This is a genomic window from Mycobacterium appelbergii, assembly GCF_032883035.1.
Classification (GTDB): Bacteria; Actinomycetota; Actinomycetes; order Mycobacteriales; family Mycobacteriaceae; genus Mycobacterium; species Mycobacterium appelbergii.
The window spans coordinates 876,815-893,888 of the sequence record NZ_JAMQTH010000001.1 but is presented as its reverse complement, the minus strand read 5'-3'; the positions used below and the strand labels follow the sequence as shown (position 1 = coordinate 893,888).

The following is a 17,074-nucleotide window of genomic DNA, read 5'->3' as shown; positions in this document are numbered from 1 at the left end:
GCCTGCAGCATCAACTGAATCTGGATCAAACAAACCCGACTCCAAAACCGGGTGGACTCAGCAACGGGGTCTCGCCAAGACAACAAGCTGATCGAGCCGCGCGTGCAGAGAATTCTTCAAAGACAGTCACCTCTTATCTCCGAGCCAGATCACAGACAACGACTGGAGCATCTACGACAGCCAGCTGACCGTTTACCTGGCGACATCACCACGTATCAACGATGCAATCCGACAGTTCGGCCGCGCCTACGATGTCATTGCTTCGGGGCAGTGAATGATTGCTCCGCGCTGCGCCCGAAAGCTCATCGGATACGTGCCAAGCTGACTGGCATGACAGACGCGCGCGAACAGGGTCTTCAGGTCTTTCGTGAATTGCTCCCGGGCGTCGAGCCCGCACTGGGTGGTGATGGTGGGTTCGGCGGTGAACTGTTGGAAATCGGTATTGACAATGTCTTCGGCCGCCTGTGGGGCCGTGACGGCCTGAGCCGCCGTGACCGCAGTCTGGTCACGATGGGCATCCTGATTGCCATGCGCGCCACCGACGAGTTCGAGTCACACGTCAACATTGCCCGCAATAACGGCCTCACCGAGGACGAGATCGCCGAGGTGATCTACCACTCCAGCGGTTACGCCGGCTTCCCCAACGCCAACGCGGCGATGAAAGTGGCCAAACGGGTACTCGAAGAACCGTGACACCTGTAACCCACCACCGGATCACCGTCGACGGCGTCGATACCTTCTACCGCGCGGCGGGGCCCATCGACGGTCCCATCCTGCTACTCCCCCATGGCTATCCCGCCTCGTCGTACGTTTACCGCAACCTGATGACGCAGCTCGGACATTGTTGGCGGCTCGTCGCGCCCGACCTTCCCGGGTTCGGTTACAGCGCAACACCTTCCCCCGATGCCTTCGACTACACGTTCGCCGCGTACAGCCGGTTCCTCCAGTCATTCGTCGACACCCTCGCCCTCGAGCGCTACGTGATCTGGCTGCACGACTACGGCTCCCAAATCGGCTTCCAACTCGCCATCGCCGAACCCGAACGTGTCGCGGGCCTCGTCATCCAGAACGGCGACATTTACGAAGACGCCTTCGGACCGAAATACGACTTCCTCAAGGAATTGTGGAACAACCCCGGCCCGACGGCCCGCCGTCGGATCGCCGAGCACGTCACGCTGCGCGGCTTCGAGACCGAGTTCCGCGGCGAACTGCCCGACCACATCGCCGACCGCATCAGTCCCGACCTGTGGACCCTGCACTGGTCGCTGATGTCGACGCCCACACGCATCGCGAATCTCGTCCGGCTCTTGGAGGATCAACCCAACACTCTGAGATGGTTCTCCGCCGAGCAGGCTTATCTGCGCGAGCACCGGCCACCGACGCTGATCGTCTGGGGCCCGCACGACGGCTACATGCCGGAGAAATCTGCGCGAGCCTATGAGCGTGACCTACCCGGCGTTCCGATCCACCTGCTCGGTGGGGGCCACTGGCTGCTCGAAACGCACCTCGACGAGGTCGTTCCACTGGTCGACGATTTTCTGACAAACGCCTACGCAAAGTAATGGAGCCACCTAGGAGAATCGAACTCCTGACCTATTCATTACGAGTGAATCGCTCTACCGACTGAGCTAAGGTGGCGCGCCCGGCGAACCGGGCGGCACGAGTCTACGGCAGCGCCCACGCCGAACCAAAGTCGATCCCCGAGTCGCTGCGCTCCAGCCCGCCGGACGTCAGTCTCGCAGCGCCTGCCCGACCGTGGCCACCATGGCGTCGACGGCGAACTTCGGTTTGACGTTGACGGCCAGGGCTTCGCGGCACTCGAGCACCGCCTCGATGCAGCGCAGCAGTCGGTCCGGTGGCGCATGTGCTGCCATGGCAGCGACCTTCTCGGCCATGTCGGGATGGTTGGCCGTCACCGCACCCGCCCCAGACGACACCAGCAGGGCATCGCGGAAGTAGGTCGCCAGGTCGATCAGCGCCCGGTCCAGCGCATCGCGCGACGCCCGGGTGTGCCGGGATTTCTGCCGCTTCTCCAGCTCCTTGAGCGCACCGGTGGCGCCACGCATCGTGCCCGCGGTGCCTTTACCGGTGCCGCCCGCACCCAGCGCGGTACGCAGTTCCTCGGTCTCGGTCTCGTTGCGGCCGACGGTGAGGGCCAAGGCCTCGGCCTCGGCCACCGCCACCATCTCCTCGGCCGCCGCATAGGCCCGTGTCGGCGTCGCGGCGTCGCGGGCCAGTCCCAGCGCCCGTTTCCGGCGTTCGCGCGCCTCCGGGTCGACGGCGAGCCGGCGCGCACGCCCGACGTGGCCGCCGCTGACCGAGGCCGCCCACCGGGCGTCCGCCTCGGGCAGCCCGTCACCGGTGATCAGCACGTCGGCGATGGCCTCCACCGACGGCGTCGTCAACGCCACGTGCCGGCACCGCGACCGCAGGGTGATCGCGATGTCCTCGGGATCCACCGACGGCGCGCACAGCAGGAAGACGGTCGACGGTGGCGGCTCCTCCACCACCTTGAGCAAGGCATTGGCGGCGCCCTCGGTGAGCCGGTCGGCGTCCTCGATCACCACGACCTGCCAGCGTCCCGTCCCCGGCCGTCGCGACGCGATCTGGACGATCTCCCGCATTTCCTTGACCGCGATGGACAGTCCCTCGGGAATGATGCGACGCACATCGGCGTGCGTACCCGCCATCGTGGTGGTGCAGGCCCGGCATTGCCCGCACCCCGGCGCCCCCTCTGACGTGCACTGCAGCGCCGCGGCGAAACACAGCGCCGCCACCGACCGTCCCGATCCGGGCGGGCCGGTGATCAGCCACGCGTGTGTCATGGAACCGGTCGTGACACCGTTGTGCGCGGAATCACCCCGCGCCGCCGCAGCGGCGGCCACCAACTCCTGTTCCACCACGTGCTGGCCCACCAGCCGCGAAAACACACCGCTCATCACCACTAACAGTAGTGGTCAGGCCGACACAACCTGCCCACAGCAGCGGTGAACGTCCCCGCGGCCCGATACGGTTAACGCGTGAGCACGGACGCAATACCGATCGGGCGAATCAGCGCATTCGTCCGATGGGTGGCACGTACCCCGTGGCCGGTGTTCACCCTCGGGATGCTGCAGGCCGACATCATCGGCGCGCTGTTCGTCCTCGGCTTCCTGCGTTTCGGGCTGCCCCCCGAAGACCGGATCCAGCTGCAGGATCTGCCTGCGTTCAACCTGGCGATCTTCCTGGGCTACCTCTTCGTGTCCTTCATCATCGGCTCCTACCTGAGCTTGCGGCTGCTGATCCCGGTGATCCGCTGGCAGCGCCGCGACTCGCTGCTGTCCCGGAGCGATCCGGGTATCACCGAACTCGCCCGCGCCCGTGCGCTGAAGATGCCGTTCTACCGAACCCTGATCAGCGTCACGAACTGGTGCATGGGGTCGATCGTGTTCATCGTGGCCAGCTGGCCGGTCGCCAGCCAGTCCGCACCGGTGGTCGCGGTGGCCACAGCGCTGGGCGCCACCGCGACCGCGATCATCGGCTACCTGCAGTCCGAGCGGGTGCTGCGCCCGGTTGCCGTCGCCGCACTGCGCGGTGGGGTGCCCGAGAACTTCCGGGCTCCCGGCGTCATCCTGCGCCAGGTGCTGACGTGGGTGCTCTCCACCGGCGTGCCCATCCTGGCCATCGTGCTGGCCCTGGTGGCCAGCAAGTTCGCCATCCTCACCGCCCCGGCGGACCGGCTGACCACACCGATCCTGTTGCTTGCCGTGGCTGCCCTGGTGATCGGCCTGTCCGGCACGGTGCTGGTGGCCATGTCGATCGCCGACCCGCTACGCCAGTTGCGTTGGGCGCTGGGTGAAGTGCAGCGCGGCAACTACAACGCGCACATGCAGATCTACGACGCCAGTGAGTTGGGCCTGCTGCAGGCCGGATTCAACGACATGGTGCGTGACCTCGCCGAGCGACAACGACTGCGCGATCTGTTCGGCCGCTACGTCGGCGAAGACGTGGCACGCCGCGCCCTGGAACGCGGCACCGAACTGGGTGGCCAGGAACGCGATGTGGCCGTGCTCTTCGTGGACCTCGTGGGCTCCACGCACCTGGCTTCGACGATTCCCGCCGGCGAAGTGGTCAACCTGCTCAATGAGTTCTTCCGCGTCATCGTCGACACCGTCAACCGGCACGGCGGTTTCGTCAACAAGTTCCAGGGCGACGCGGCACTGGCCATCTTCGGCGCCCCCATCGAGCATCCCGACGCCTCCGGTGCCGCGCTCGCCGCATCCCGCGAGCTGCACGACGAACTGCTCAGCGTGCTGGGCACCGACACCGATTTCGGCATCGGTGTCTCGGCGGGCCGCGCGATCGCCGGCCACATCGGCGCTCAGGCCCGATTCGAGTACACCGTCATCGGGGACCCGGTCAACGAGGCCGCGCGGCTCACCGAGTTGGCCAAGCTGGAGGAAGGCCACGTGCTGGCCTCGGCAATGGCGGTCAGCGGAGCCCTCGACGCCGAAGCCCTGTGCTGGGACGTCGGCGAGGTGGTGGAGCTGCGCGGCCGCACCGCGCCCACCCAGCTGGCCCGTCCGGTCAATCTGATGTCGCCGCACGATATTGACGACGCCAACCGGGACGAAGCCCACAGCGACGTGACGAGTTAAGCCTTCTTGGCAGCTTTCGTGGCCGCGGTCTTCTTGGCGGGCGCCTTCTTGGCGGCTTTCTTGGCCGGGGCTTTCTTGGCGGCCTTCTTCACCGGCCCCCTCGCCCGACGGTCCGCCAAGAGTTCGGACGCCCGCTCGTCGGTGATCGACAGCACGTCGTCGCCCTTACGCAGGCTGGCGTTGGTCTCGCCGTCGGTGACGTAGGGGCCGAATCGGCCGTCCTTGATCACCATCGGCTTGCCCGACGCCTCATCGGTGCCCAGTTCACGCAACGGTGGGGCCGACGCGGCCTGGCGGCCACGGCGTTTCGGCTCGGCGTAGATCTTGAGCGCCTCGTCGAGGGTGATGGTGAACATCTGCTCTTCGGTGGCCAGTGAGCGGGAATCGGTGCCGCGCTTGAGATATGGCCCGTATCGGCCGTTCTGCGCGGTGATCTCCTCATTGTTGGACGGATCGACACCCACCACCCGAGGCAGCGACAACAGCTTCAACGCGTCGTCGAGGGTCACCGTCTCCAGATCCATCGTGCGCAACAGCGAACCCGTGCGCGGTTTGGGGCCGGTCGGCTTCTTGCCCTTCTTCGCCGGGGTACCCGCGTCGGGATCCTCCGGCGGCTCGGGAAGCACCTCGGTGACGTAGGGACCGAATCTGCCGTCCTTGGCGAGGATCTCATGCCCGGACACCGGATCGATGCCGAGCGAACGGCCCTCCTGCGGTGTGGCGAAGAGCTTTTCGGCGAGTTCGAGGGTCAGCTCGTCCGGAGTCAGCTCGTCCTTGAGGTTGGCGCGCTGCGGCTTGAGTTCACCGGGATTGTCCGGATCGGCAACCATCCGCTCCAGGTACGGCCCGTTGCGGCCCACCCGGACATTGACGGCGCGCCCTTCGGAGTCGTCAAAGAGCTTGATGGAGTTGACAACACGGGCATCGATTTCTTCGAGGTTGCCGCCGACGAGCTTCTTGAGCCCACCTGCACGTGCGATCGACCCCTCGACCCCGTGGTCACCACCGAAGTAGAAGTTGTTGAGCCAGTTGGTGCGCTGCTCCTGGCCGTTGGCGATCTCGTCGAGCTCATCCTCCATGGCGGCGGTGAAGTCGTAGTCCACCAGTCGGCCGAAGTGCTGCTCCAGCAGACCGACGACGGCGAATGCCACCCAGGACGGCACCAGCGCGCTGCCCTTCTTCTGCACGTAGCCGCGATCCTGGATGGTCTTGATGATCGAGGAGTACGTCGACGGCCGGCCGATGCCGAGCTCTTCGAGTGCCTTGATCAACGAGGCCTCGGTGTAGCGGGCCGGCGGGCTGGTGGTGTGACCGTCGGCGGTCAGATCGGCCGCATCGACACGCTGCCCCTGGGTGAGGTTGGGCAGACGGCTCTCGGCGTCGTCGGACTCACCGCCGGCCAGTTCGTCGATGCTCTCGACGTAGGCCTTCAGGAAGCCGGCGAACGTGATGGTCCGACCGGACGCGTTGAACACGACCTGCTCGCCCGAGCGAGCAGTGCCTGCGATCCGCAACGACAGCGTGGTGCCGCGCGCGTCGGCCATCTGCGAGGCCACGGTGCGCTGCCAGATCAGCTCGTACAGCCGGAACTCGTCGGTGTCGAGTTGGGCGTGCAGCTGCCCCGGAGTCTGGAACACCTCGCCGGCGGGCCGGATGGCCTCGTGGGCTTCCTGGGCGTTCTTGACCTTGCGGGTGTACTGCCGCGGTGTCGGGTGCACGTACTCCTCGCCGTAGAGCTGGCGGGCCTGGTTGCGTGCGGCGTCGATGGCCGACTGCGACAGCGTGGTCGAGTCGGTACGCATATACGTGATGTAGCCGTTCTCATACAGCCGCTGCGCGATGCTCATGGTGCGTTCCGAGGAGAACCGCAGCTTGCGGCCGGCCTCCTGCTGCAACGTGGAGGTCATGAACGGCGCGTAGGGCCGACGGGTGTACGGCTTCTGCTCCACGGAGCTGACAGACAGCTGTGCGCCGCGTAGACCGGCTGCCAGCGTGCCCGCACCGGACTCGTCGAGCACCAGCACCTCGTCGGGCTTCTTCAGCTGGCCCAGCGAGTCGAAGTCGCGTCCGGTCGCCACCCGGCGGCCGTCGACGGTGTTGAGCTTGGCGGTGAACCGCGGCGGCGTCGCCTGCGGATCGGAGACGCTGGCGTCCAGCTCGGCGGTGACGTCCCAGTACCCGGCGCTGCGGAACGCCATCCGCTCGCGTTCACGCGACACGATGATGCGGGTGGCCACCGACTGCACGCGGCCGGCCGACAACTTCGGCGCCACCTTTTTCCACAGGACCGGGCTGACCTCGTAGCCGTACAGCCGGTCCAGGATGCGGCGGGTTTCCTGCGCGTCGACCAGGTCGATGTCCAGGTCACGGGGATCTTCGGCGGCCGCCCGGATCGCGGATTCGGTGATCTCGTGGAAGACCATCCGTTTGACCGGGATGCGCGGCTTGAGCGTCTCCAGCAGGTGCCAGGCGATGGCCTCGCCCTCGCGGTCACCGTCCGTCGCCAGATAGAGCTCGTCGACGTCCTTGAGCAGGCCCTTGAGCTCGGTGACCGTGCTCTTTTTGTCCGGGCTGACGATGTAGAGCGGTTCAAAACCCGCGTCGACGTTGACCCCGAGGCGGGCCCACGGTTCGGATTTGTACTTCGCCGGGACGTCGGCGGCGGCCCGCGGCAGGTCACGGATGTGCCCACGGGAGGACTCGACGATGTAGTTGGAGCCCAGGTAGCCGGCTATTTTGCGCGCTTTTGTGGGCGACTCGACTATGACGAGTCGCCGAACATTTCCACTCCTACCGCTGCCGCGGTCGTCGCCAGCCAACTGTGCCTACACTCCACTTCCGTAGTTGCCCCGGCGTGCGGGGCAACTGTCAATTTCGCATTACGTGCGAGCCTACGCAAACCGGCTCTCCGGTTCGTGACCATCAAATACGTGGCCAGTGCGCTAACGCCGCAGCGTCGCCCGGCGGTTCCCCCACGTTTTCTACCAGGCGCGACAGCCGCCGCCGACCACTTATCCGCAACGCCGGATGGGCACTTCTGGTGCCGATCAACGTCGGGGCGATGCCCACCCTCATCATCGCTGCCGCCAGCGATGCGTAGGTATCGGGTGCGTGCGGGTCCAGTTCGAGCAGGTAACGATCCTGCGCCTCGGGGGTGCCCGCTGCCAGCGCCCATGCCCGCAACTCCCGGGATCCCGGCAGCCACTGCACCGGCACCGTCTTGACCGCACCCCGCGTCCATTCGCGCGCAATCGGCACCAACTGTGGGTCCACCGCGGTGCGCACCAGCGGAGTGTTCTCGTCGGTTTTGGCGATTTCCGGCGTCAGCCCGGCCTCACCGATCATTTCCGCGATCGCCTGCGCGCGCCACGGCGCGTCGACGACCGCCGAGATCCGCGCGCCTTGCTGACTCCCACTGCCCAGCAAGACAATCTGCCCGGGCCCGGCGAGCAGCCCGGTGAGGTCGGCGACCGCGGGCGGCACCGACTCAGCCGAGAAGAAGGACAGCTGACTCACGAATTGACAGTAGGCCAGACTGCCCCCAAATCGAGAACACCCCCGCGGTGTCCGTAGGACTTTGCGGGGGTGCTTTCTCGTGGCTTGGGCTAGCTCAGACGGCCCGTACGCCAGTGGCCTGCGGCCCCTTGGGGCTCTGGCCGACCTCGAACTCGACCTTCTGATTCTCTTCCAGGGTGCGGAAGCCGCTACCCTGAATTTCCGTGTAGTGGACAAACACGTCGGCGGAGCCGTCCTCCGGGGCGATGAAGCCGAAGCCCTTCTCCGCGTTGAACCACTTCACAGTTCCCTGTGGCATTTCTCGATCTTTCCTTCTCTTCTTACCGGGTACGGTTCACCGACTTCCGGTGTACCGGGCCCGTTCCGACCGCCATACCTTCGTGGAGTCGCCGGAACTAGACCCGACCTACAACCCTCGCAGGAACCGCGATCGCAACGATGATCCTGCGAGTGCGAGTAACAAACACAGAAGCTGCGACCGTGCTCAGTCAATCATGTTCGGGGCTGCTGCGACAGTCTCGGCGCGGTTCACGTGGTGAACAATTCGTTTACGAACCCGGGCGTGCCGCCCCGGGGTAAGTCCCAGGAGGTCAGAACGTGTCGGATCGGGGGTTGAATTTCGGCCGTGAGCTGCTGGTCTGCGCGGTCGACGGCACCCCGGGCGACGAACATCCGCTACGCCACGTCGCGGATTTGGAATCTCGTCAGGGCAAACCCGGCGCGTGGCCGGAATGGGCCCAACCGGAACTCGTGCAGTTACTGAAAGACCGCGGTATCGCCGCGCCCTGGTCCCACCAACTGAGCGCGGCCCAGTTGGCCCACGACGGCCGCCATGTCGTGGTCTCCACCGGAACCGCCTCGGGCAAGTCACTGGCCTACCAGCTTCCGGTCCTCTCGGCACTGGCCGCCGACCCTCGCGCCCGGGTGCTCTACCTTTCTCCGACAAAGGCGCTCGGTCACGACCAGCTGCGCACCGCGCAGACGCTGACCGAATCCGTCACCGCACTGCGAGATGTCGCCCCGAGTTCCTACGACGGCGACAGCGCGACCGAAGTCCGTCGTTTCGCCCGCGAACGGTCCCGATGGATCTTCTCCAATCCCGACATGATCCATCTGTCGCTACTGCGCAACCATGCGCGCTGGGCGGTGTTCCTGCGGAACCTGAAGTTCATCATTGTCGACGAATGCCACTACTACCGCGGCATATTCGGCTCCAACGTGGCGATGGTGCTGCGGCGGCTGCTCCGCTTGTGCGAACGCTATTCGGGCACCGGCGCCAACTCCTCGGGACCGACGGTCATCTTCGCGAGCGCAACCACCGCCGCCCCCGCAGAAACCGCCACCGAGCTGATCGGACAGACCGTGGTGGAGGTGACCGAAGACGGTTCGCCGCAGGGCGCCCGCACCATCGCGCTGTGGGAGCCGGCGCTGCTACCCGACCTCGCGGGCGAGAACGGTGCGCCGGTGCGGCGTTCGGCCGGCGCCGAGGCCTCACGGGTGATGGCCGATCTCATCTCCGAGGGGGCCCGCACCCTGACGTTCGTGCGGTCGCGCCGCGGCGCCGAGCTCACCGCGCTGGGCGCCAGGGCCCGGTTGGAGGACACGGCACCCGAACTTGCCGAGCGGGTGGCCTCCTACCGGGCCGGTTACCTCGCCGAGGACCGGCGCGAGCTGGAACACGCGCTGACCGATGGACGGCTGCGCGGGCTGGCCACCACCAACGCGCTCGAACTCGGAATCGACATCGCCGGGCTGGATGCGGTGGTGATGGCCGGCTTCCCCGGGACGGTCACCTCGTTCTGGCAGCAGGCAGGCCGGTCCGGGCGGCGCGGTCAGGGTGCGTTGATCGTGCTGATCGCGCGCGACGACCCACTGGACACCTACCTGGTGCATCATCCGGCCGCGCTGCTCGACAAATCGATCGAACGCGTCGTCATCGACCCCACCAATCCACATGTGCTCGGCCCCCAACTGCTCTGCGCCGCGGCCGAACTCCCGCTCACCCATGCCGAGGTGCGGATGTGGAACGCCGAGTCCGTCGCGGAGGCGCTGGTCGATGACGGCCTGCTTCGCCGGCGCCCCAGCGGCTACTTCCCCACCCCGAGCGTCGACCCGCATCCCGCGGTCGACATCCGCGGCTCGACGGGCGGCCAGATCGCCATCCTGGAAGCCGACACCGGCCGGATGCTGGGCAGCGCCGGCGCCGGCCAGGCTGCCGCGTCGGTTCATCCCGGAGCGGTCTACCTGCACCAGGGCGAGAGTTATCTCGTCGACTCGCTGGATTTCGAAGACGGCATCGCGTTCGTCCACGCCGCCGATCCGGGCTACACCACCTTCGCCAGGGAACTCACCGACATCGTCGTCACCGGACCGGGAGAACGCACCGCATTCGGCGACGTGACGGTGGGCCTGGTTCCGGTATCGGTGACCAACACCGTGGTCGGTTACCTGCGTCGGCGGATGGACGGCGAGGTGATCGACTTCGTCGAACTCGATATGCCCACCCGCACCCTGGACACCATGGCGGTGATGTGCGCCATCACCCCGGAGGCATTGCAGCGCAGCGGCATTGACCCACTCAATGTTCCAGGCTCGTTACATGCCGCCGAACATGCCGCGATCGGCCTGCTGCCACTGGTGGCCAGCTGTGACCGTGGCGACATCGGTGGGGTGTCGACGGCGGTGGGGCCCGGACCGGGTGAGCTGGCGGGACTACCGACGATCTTCGTCTACGACGGCTATCCCGGCGGGGCCGGCTTCGCTGACCGCGGTTTCCGCCGACTCAGCACCTGGTGGGGCGCGACGGCCGCGGCGATCGAAGCGTGCGAATGCCCACATGGCTGCCCGTCATGTGTGCAATCACCGAAGTGCGGCAACGGCAACGACCCTCTCGACAAATCGGGGGCGCTCCGGATACTGCGCCTGGTGCTCGGCGAGGTGGACAAACGTTTCGGCTGACATGACCGTAAAGACGACCGACCCCTCGACGGTCGACTCCACGGATCACGCAAAAAATAGCCACGGCCGGGCACGCCGAACACACAGACGTTGCGATGAACGGTCAGACAACGCGATCCGTTCCCAATCCCGAAAGCCGGGCGCAGTGGCAAATTACGTGAAAACACTCATGTTTGCAACTCGGCACCACCGCATCACAACCGCCCGAGTGGCACAGTCGAAGGAGTAACGTGCGAATTTCGTTGTCTCAGCCGTGGCTCGAACCCCGGTAAAATACCGATATGAGCCACGACTGGCTGCTCGTGGAGACATTGGGCAGCGAGCCCGCTGTGGTCGCCCGCGGTCCGCAAACAAAGAAACTCGTACCTATCAGCGCATTTTTGCGCCGCAACCCCCATCTCACGGCGATCCAGAGCGCCATCGGTGAGACCGTACGAGCAGGTCAGGGGCTGAGCAGCATCACCCCGAAGAACGACCGCGTAATCCGCACCGAAGTGGTGCAGATGTCGGACGGGCGCATCCATGGCGTGCACGTCTGGATCGGGCCACCCAACGTCGAGCCGCCCGCACGCTGCATTCCGGGTCCGTTGAAATGGGACCTGTCGACCGGTATCGCCACCGATACTGCGGAATCCATCACCAACAGTGGAATGGACCCGAAAACCGAGGCCACGCACGGCCGTGCGTTCGCCGACGATCTGCCGACCCGCGATCTGAACGCCAGCGAGGCGAAGGTGCTGTCAATGGCGATCAAACCCGTGCCGGGCAACACCTTGTGCACCACCTGGGATGTGACCGATTTCCGCGGCGATTCGATCACTGTGGGCTTCGTCGGACGGGTGACTCTCGAAGCCTCCGACGACGGCACCGAGCGGCTGATCTGCCGTGCCATGAACTGGCGCAGCGAACGGGATACCACCACGGTGCCTGCTGATTACCTCGCGCAGCGGATCCTCGAAGGGCTTGCCCAGCCGAACGTGCACCGCGCACTGATCGATCTCAACAACTGGAAGTTGTTGAAATGGCTCGATACGCCCGCACCGTTCTTCGACTGGCGCAGCAGTGAGGGCGGACCGGCGCGCATACACCCGGCCGACCTCCGGCACATGGACACGATGACAACGGAATTCAGCACCGGGATGACCAGTGCGGTGCTGCGGATGCGGACCACCGACGGCGGTTGGCAGCCGGTACACATGACGATCAACCGGATCGAACTCGACGCGGACACGTACGCCGGGCTCGTGGCACTGCGACTGCCTGCCGACCACGAGATCGCCGAGGCCGACCTGGACGACATCGACTAACCACGCTGCACCGGGCCGGCCCTGGCGACCGCACGTGCCGGGCCGACGCCGAAGCGGCCGAGGTTCGCGACCGCGTCCATGTCGACCACCACGTCCAGCCCCTCCACCCGGCAGGCAGCGACGGCGACACGCATCGCCGTCGCGATCATGGTGGCGCGCGCACACGCCGCCTCCGCGCCGGCCCCGACCATGCCCGCCGCCGCCAACGCCGCCAGATCCGCTGCGGCCTGGGCCCGATGGCGTGCGACCACCGCTGCACCGAGGTAGCCGCCAGCCACGGTCGAGACCACCAGAACCGCAACCATGGCTGCCGCGAGCACACTCGCCGAGCCCCGCTCACCGCGCACCGGGTTCGATGGCTGCCGCCGCGTCGGCCGAGACGGTGACCCCCGGCAGTGCGGCACGAGCACTGACCCGCACCAGCACCAGCATCCCGTCACGGCGGACCTGTACCGCCGCGCCGTCAGGCGCAATGCGGCGCGCCACATCGGTGGCGGACCCGTCGCCGCGGGCCGCGAGCCGGGCGGCTTCACGGGCCGCGTCGACACAACGGACCTGCATCGACATCGCGCCCAGCCCACCGACACAGAGCACCAGAACGACCACCAACGCCGCGATGGCGAAGGCCGCCTCCACAGTGACGGCACCGCGCTCACCTACACGTTGGTGTTCAGCGCGCGGCTGATGATGTTGGTCAGTGCCGTGACGATGGAGTCCCCGGTGACCACCGTGTACAAGATCGCCCCGAAGGCCGCAGCGGCGACGGTTCCGATGGCGTATTCCACCGTGGACATTCCGGACTCGTCGACCACCAGCAGCGTCATTCTCGCCTCGGCCCGTCGAATCATGTTCACTGTCATCTCTTTTCCTTCCCCATCGCGCTATCGATCTCACAACAAACCCGAACCCAGCACGTCGCCGGCGAGTCCGGCGACCACAGGAACGATCCCGAGGCACAGGAACGCAGGCAGATAACAGAGCCCGAGCGGTCCGGCGATGAGCACCGAGGCCCGTTCGGCGGCCGCGTCCGCCGCCGCTGCCGCCTCGTGGCGCGACTGAGTCGCCAGCTCCGCGACCCCGTGCGCGAGCGCTGTCCCCGACGACGCCGACCGTCGAGCCAGCCGCAGCAAGGCCTCAGCGTTGTTGTCCTGGGGCAGCGAATCATTCGACCATGCGGTGCTCGGGTCCGCGCCCAGCGCCAACAGATCCGCAGCGCGGACCAGCAGCCGCGCGAGCGGCACCGGCGCGGACGCCGCGGTGGCCCTGGCCGCACTCGACACAGCCATGCCTGCCGACAGACACGCGGCGAAGAGGTCGAAGGTGGAGGCCGCCGCGAGCGGGTCCCCGGCACGTATCCGGGTCGCCGCACCGGCCGTGACCGCCGCGGGCACGGCACGTATCCGAGCTCCGGCGGGACTGCTGCCCATCACCAGCGCAGCCGCCAGAAGCAGGGCCGCCCAGGTCATCTCAGCGCTCCAGCGGTGATCCGGTCCGACCACAGCAGGCCGGCGCAGGCCAACAACACCCCGACGACCAGCAACCAGCCGCCGACCCCGGGAGCCAGCAGAAACGCGACCGGTTCGGCCCCGATGAGCTGGCCGAGCGCGATGCCCACCACGGGCAGCCCGGCCAGCACCGCGGCGGTGGTGCGGGCTCCGGCCATCGCGGCGCCGACCCGGGCCGAGAAGCGTTCACGCTCAACGATGTCCTGCTGTGCGGTACGCACCAGCGTGGCAATCGCGAGCCCGTGCACCTGGGCCAGCCGCCAGCACACCGCGAGCCGTTCCCAGTGCATCGGAAGGCCGGACTGCGCCGCGGCGTCGTCGAGACCGGCGGCGACATCGGCACCCAGGCGGGCACGTGCCGCGACGGCACGCATACCGTCGGCCACCGGGCCGGAAACTTCGCCCGCGGCAGTGTTGAATGCGCTCACCGGATGTGCACCGATCCGCAACTCTGAAACCAGCACCTCCAGCGCGGCCTGCAGGGCCACCGCTTCCTCCCGGCGGCGCAGACGTGTCGCACGGCGACGGTGCCGTAACCCGAGAGTGCCCGCCACCGCTGCCGCCGCCAGTATCGCCGGCACGGGAACCGCCCCGGCCAGCACGGCGGCGGCCACTGCGGCCACGGGCAGCAGCAGGCGACGACGGCGTTGCGGTGATCGCCGTGCCGAGAACCGGCGGGGCGCCGATGGCCAGACCAGCAGCGCCGCGGCCAATGCCAGCGCCGCCGCACTCACGAGCCGCTCCGTTGCGCCATCAGGGCAGCGAGATGGTCAGCACCACAACCGAATCCGGAGTCGACGTGCCAGGCGGTGAGCACGCCGACGCCATCGGCGCCCTCCCGCCGCAGCACCGCGATCTCCGCGAGACGACGCCGACCCTCGACATCCCTGCTGACGTGCAGCAGCACCTGCACCGCAGCCGCCAACTGGCTGCACAGCGCACGGCGATCAAGCCCACCGAGGGCGCCAAGGGCTTCCAGCCGCGCGGGCACTTCGGCGGGGCTGTTGGCATGCACCGTGCCCGCACCGCCGTCGTGGCCGGTGTTGAGCGCGCCCAATAGATCGACGACCTCCGCGCCGCGGACCTCCCCGATGACGATCCGGTCCGGCCGCATCCGCAGCGCCTGCCTGACCAGATCCCGCACCGAAACCTCCCCTACCCCTTCGACGTTGGCCCCGCGGGCGACCAACTTCACCAGGTGCGGGTGTGGCGGGGCGAGTTCGGCCGCATCCTCCACACAGACGATTCGTTCCTGCGGCGCCACCGCACCGAGCGCCGCGGCCAGCAGCGTCGTCTTACCGCATCCGGTACCACCGGAAATCAGGAAGGCCAGCCTGGCGCGGATGATGCCGCGCAACAGGTCAGCGGCCGCCGGTGCGATCGCCCCGGATCCGATGAGCGTGTCGAGGTCCTGGGTCGCCGGTCGCAGCACCCGCAGCGACAGGCATGTGCCGTCGACCGCCACCGGCGGCAGCACCGCGTGCAGTCGCACGGTGAATGGCCCGATCCCGCTGAGCTGGCCGTCCACCCACGGCTGCGCCTCGTCGAGGCGGCGCCCGGCCAGTAGTGCCAACCGCTGTGCCAGGCGGCGCACCGCGGCCTCGTCACGGAACCGGATCTCACTGCGCCGCAATCCGTTGCCGTCATCCACCCACACCGCGTCAGGAGCGGTTACCAGCACGTCGGTGGCGCCGTCGGCGCACAGCAGCGGTTCGAGGATGCCTGCCCCGGCGAGTTCGGTCTGCAGTACCCGCAGATTTGTCAGCACCTCGGTGTCGCCGAGCAGTCCGCCCGATTCGGCGCGGATCGCCGCGGCCACCACACCCGGGCTCAGCGGTGACGCCTCGGCCACCAGCCGTTCCCGCACCCGGTCGATCAGCGAGGTGCTCATGCCGCCTCCGTCTCCGGATGCCCGGCCAGTACGGTCAGCACCCGACGCGCTGCGGCGGCGAGCGGTGATCGCCGTTTCAGCCGGAGCCCGCCCCGCTCAAGGACTTCGGTGACGCCTGGCTGCGGACGCATGGCGGCGAGCAGGGGCAGTTCGACGATGCGGGCGACCTCGGCCGCCCGCAGCCCGCCGGGCGCGGGTCCCCGCACCACCACGCCTGCGTTGGGGTTGCACGCCAGCACCCAGGGGCGGGCGGCCGCGGCGGCCGCACACGAGCGCACATCGGCAGGCGTGACGAGGACGACGAGGTCGGCCGAGTCCAACGCGGTCTCCACCGCGGCCGTGCACCGGCGCGGTACGTCGCAGACGACGGTGATCCCGCCACGGCACCCCGCGTCGATCACCGCACCGAGTGGTCCCGCCTCGATATCGATGCCGGTACGCCCACTGGACAACACGCTGACCCGGTTGCGGCGCGGCAAGGCGTCCCGCAGGGCGGGGTAGCCGAGCCGCCCTCCTTGCAACGCCAGGTCGGGCCAACGCAGGCCCGGCTCGTCTTCGCTTCCCATGACCAGGTCGATGCCGCCGCTCCACGGATCGGCATCGACGAGCAGGGCCTCGGTCGCCGATTGCGCGAGGGCGGCCGCAAACACCGACGCACCGGCACCGCCGCGCGCCCCCACCACGGCCACCAGCGGTCCCCGCCGGCCCTGGTCGCGTGACGCGGCATCGGACAGCGTGGCCACCAGTGCGGCGTCCTGAGCGGGCAGGGTGACCACCTGTTGCGCGCCGATGGATATGGCTGCCTGCCAATCGGCGGGCAGCGGATCGGCATGCCCGACGAGCACCACCCGGTCGCGTCGTGGCAGTTCGCGGCCGGCGCAGCGGCGTGCCGCGTCGATGTCGAGCACCACTGCGGCTGCCGCCGCCCACACCTTGCGACTGGACGGATCCTCGGCGTGCACCACAGCCACGCCCGCGGCGGCGGCTACTCGCGCAACGTCGTCGCGCAGCACCGGATCGCCCACTAACGCAAGCACGGCATTCGTCAGACCGTTGGATGTGGCCATGGACCAACCCTGCGGCCACGGACCGACAGGGCACCATCACCAAATCGAGAATTGGGGATGAAGTAGCGATTGGGGATAAGTCGCTGACGCGTGTTGAATCAACGCTCCGCAACTACCGGGGAAACCTCCCCCGAAAAGAAGACGACCCCCGCCAGGGGGGGAGGAGGCGGAGGTCGTCGTGTATCAGCCCCGG

16 protein-coding genes and 1 tRNA gene are annotated in these 17,074 nt (G+C 67.7%); 5 read left to right on the top strand and 12 right to left on the bottom strand.

Annotation, left to right across the window (positions count from 1 at the left end; translation table 11 throughout):
- Nucleotides 1-330 precede the first annotated feature (330 nt).
- Nucleotides 331-693 (top strand): carboxymuconolactone decarboxylase family protein, encoded by a 363-nt coding sequence (locus M1247_RS04240; RefSeq protein ID WP_317154983.1) that lies wholly within the window; start codon nt 331-333, stop codon nt 691-693.
- Nucleotides 690-1,562 (top strand): alpha/beta fold hydrolase, encoded by an 873-nt coding sequence (locus M1247_RS04235; protein WP_317154982.1) that lies wholly within the window; start codon nt 690-692, stop codon nt 1,560-1,562. Before M1247_RS04240 ends, M1247_RS04235 begins: the two co-directional genes overlap by 4 nt.
- Here M1247_RS04235 and M1247_RS04230 read toward each other — a convergent pair.
- Together M1247_RS04230 and M1247_RS04225 are read right to left on the bottom strand one after the other, a co-directional pair.
- Nucleotides 1,563-1,638, bottom strand: a tRNA-Thr gene (locus M1247_RS04230).
- Between the two features lie 92 nt (nt 1,639-1,730).
- Nucleotides 1,731-2,939, bottom strand: a complete 1,209-nt coding sequence (locus tag M1247_RS04225; protein WP_317154981.1) for a DNA polymerase III subunit delta' — start codon at nt 2,937-2,939, stop codon at nt 1,731-1,733.
- Nucleotides 2,940-3,020: 81 nt separating this feature from the next.
- Between M1247_RS04225 and M1247_RS04220 the strand changes: the two genes are divergently transcribed.
- Complete coding sequence (locus M1247_RS04220) at nt 3,021-4,637, top strand: adenylate/guanylate cyclase domain-containing protein (RefSeq protein ID WP_317154980.1); 1,617 nt, start codon at nt 3,021-3,023, stop codon at nt 4,635-4,637.
- Here the strand turns inward: M1247_RS04220 and topA are convergent.
- The 3 genes from topA to M1247_RS04205 all read right to left on the bottom strand — a co-directional run bounded on the left by topA (nt 4,634) and on the right by M1247_RS04205 (nt 8,451).
- Nucleotides 4,634-7,456 carry a type I DNA topoisomerase gene (gene topA, locus M1247_RS04215; RefSeq protein ID WP_317154979.1) on the bottom strand — a complete coding sequence of 941 codons (2,823 nt, stop codon included), beginning with the start codon at nt 7,454-7,456 and terminating at the stop codon, nt 4,634-4,636. The two genes, M1247_RS04220 and topA, sit on opposite strands and share 4 nt — an antisense overlap.
- Before the next feature lie 103 nt (nt 7,457-7,559).
- The gene (locus tag M1247_RS04210; RefSeq protein ID WP_317154978.1) at nt 7,560-8,153 is read right to left on the bottom strand and encodes a hypothetical protein; all 594 of its coding nucleotides are present in this window, start codon (nt 8,151-8,153) and stop codon (nt 7,560-7,562) included.
- Nucleotides 8,154-8,247: 94 nt separating this feature from the next.
- Nucleotides 8,248-8,451 (bottom strand): cold-shock protein, encoded by a 204-nt coding sequence (locus M1247_RS04205; protein ID WP_006243848.1) that lies wholly within the window; start codon nt 8,449-8,451, stop codon nt 8,248-8,250.
- 299 nt (nt 8,452-8,750) lie between these two features.
- Between M1247_RS04205 and M1247_RS04200 the strand changes: the two genes are divergently transcribed.
- On the top strand, nt 8,751-11,111 hold the full coding sequence (locus tag M1247_RS04200) for a DNA 3'-5' helicase SftH (protein WP_317154977.1): 2,361 nt from the start codon (nt 8,751-8,753) through the stop codon (nt 11,109-11,111).
- A gap of 281 nt (nt 11,112-11,392) precedes the next feature.
- A complete protein-coding gene (locus M1247_RS04195; RefSeq protein ID WP_317154976.1) occupies nt 11,393-12,418 on the top strand; it encodes a PAS domain-containing protein in 1,026 nt (341 codons plus the stop codon).
- Here the strand turns inward: M1247_RS04195 and M1247_RS04190 are convergent.
- Genes M1247_RS04190 through ssd form a run of 7 tightly spaced genes read right to left on the bottom strand, consistent with a single transcriptional unit; the run spans nt 12,415 to nt 16,881 of the window.
- The gene (locus M1247_RS04190; protein WP_317154975.1) at nt 12,415-12,765 is read right to left on the bottom strand and encodes an Rv3654c family TadE-like protein; all 351 of its coding nucleotides are present in this window, start codon (nt 12,763-12,765) and stop codon (nt 12,415-12,417) included. The two genes, M1247_RS04195 and M1247_RS04190, sit on opposite strands and share 4 nt — an antisense overlap.
- Entirely contained in the window at nt 12,755-13,054 is a 300-nt protein-coding gene (locus M1247_RS04185) for a TadE family type IV pilus minor pilin (protein WP_317154974.1), read from the bottom strand. The genes M1247_RS04190 and M1247_RS04185 overlap by 11 nt, the downstream gene beginning before the upstream one ends.
- A gap of 20 nt (nt 13,055-13,074) precedes the next feature.
- The gene (locus M1247_RS04180) at nt 13,075-13,278 is read right to left on the bottom strand and encodes a DUF4244 domain-containing protein (protein ID WP_317154973.1); all 204 of its coding nucleotides are present in this window, start codon (nt 13,276-13,278) and stop codon (nt 13,075-13,077) included.
- Nucleotides 13,279-13,308: 30 nt separating this feature from the next.
- Nucleotides 13,309-13,884: a type II secretion system F family protein gene (locus M1247_RS04175; protein WP_317154972.1), complete on the bottom strand. Its 576-nt coding sequence runs from the start codon at nt 13,882-13,884 to the stop codon at nt 13,309-13,311.
- Nucleotides 13,881-14,657, bottom strand: a complete 777-nt coding sequence (locus tag M1247_RS04170; RefSeq protein ID WP_317154971.1) for a type II secretion system F family protein — start codon at nt 14,655-14,657, stop codon at nt 13,881-13,883. The genes M1247_RS04175 and M1247_RS04170 overlap by 4 nt, the downstream gene beginning before the upstream one ends.
- On the bottom strand, nt 14,654-15,814 hold the full coding sequence (locus tag M1247_RS04165) for a TadA family conjugal transfer-associated ATPase (protein WP_317154970.1): 1,161 nt from the start codon (nt 15,812-15,814) through the stop codon (nt 14,654-14,656). The genes M1247_RS04170 and M1247_RS04165 overlap by 4 nt, the downstream gene beginning before the upstream one ends.
- Complete coding sequence (gene ssd, locus M1247_RS04160; protein ID WP_317154969.1) at nt 15,811-16,881, bottom strand: septum site-determining protein Ssd; 1,071 nt, start codon at nt 16,879-16,881, stop codon at nt 15,811-15,813. The genes M1247_RS04165 and ssd overlap by 4 nt, the downstream gene beginning before the upstream one ends.
- Nucleotides 16,882-17,074 lie beyond the last annotated feature (193 nt).

Coding starts and splice junctions, on each gene's coding strand:
- M1247_RS04165 (WP_317154970.1), bottom strand. CDS start 15,814: ATGAGCACCTCGCTGATCGACCGGGTGCGGGAACGGCTGGTGGCCGAG.
- M1247_RS04195 (WP_317154976.1), top strand. CDS start 11,393: ATGAGCCACGACTGGCTGCTCGTGGAGACATTGGGCAGCGAGCCCGCT.
- M1247_RS04205 (WP_006243848.1), bottom strand. CDS start 8,451: ATGCCACAGGGAACTGTGAAGTGGTTCAACGCGGAGAAGGGCTTCGGC.
- ssd (WP_317154969.1), bottom strand. CDS start 16,881: ATGGCCACATCCAACGGTCTGACGAATGCCGTGCTTGCGTTAGTGGGC.
- M1247_RS04175 (WP_317154972.1), bottom strand. CDS start 13,884: ATGACCTGGGCGGCCCTGCTTCTGGCGGCTGCGCTGGTGATGGGCAGC.
- M1247_RS04180 (WP_317154973.1), bottom strand. CDS start 13,278: ATGACAGTGAACATGATTCGACGGGCCGAGGCGAGAATGACGCTGCTG.
- M1247_RS04240 (WP_317154983.1), top strand. CDS start 331: ATGACAGACGCGCGCGAACAGGGTCTTCAGGTCTTTCGTGAATTGCTC.
- M1247_RS04225 (WP_317154981.1), bottom strand. CDS start 2,939: ATGAGCGGTGTGTTTTCGCGGCTGGTGGGCCAGCACGTGGTGGAACAG.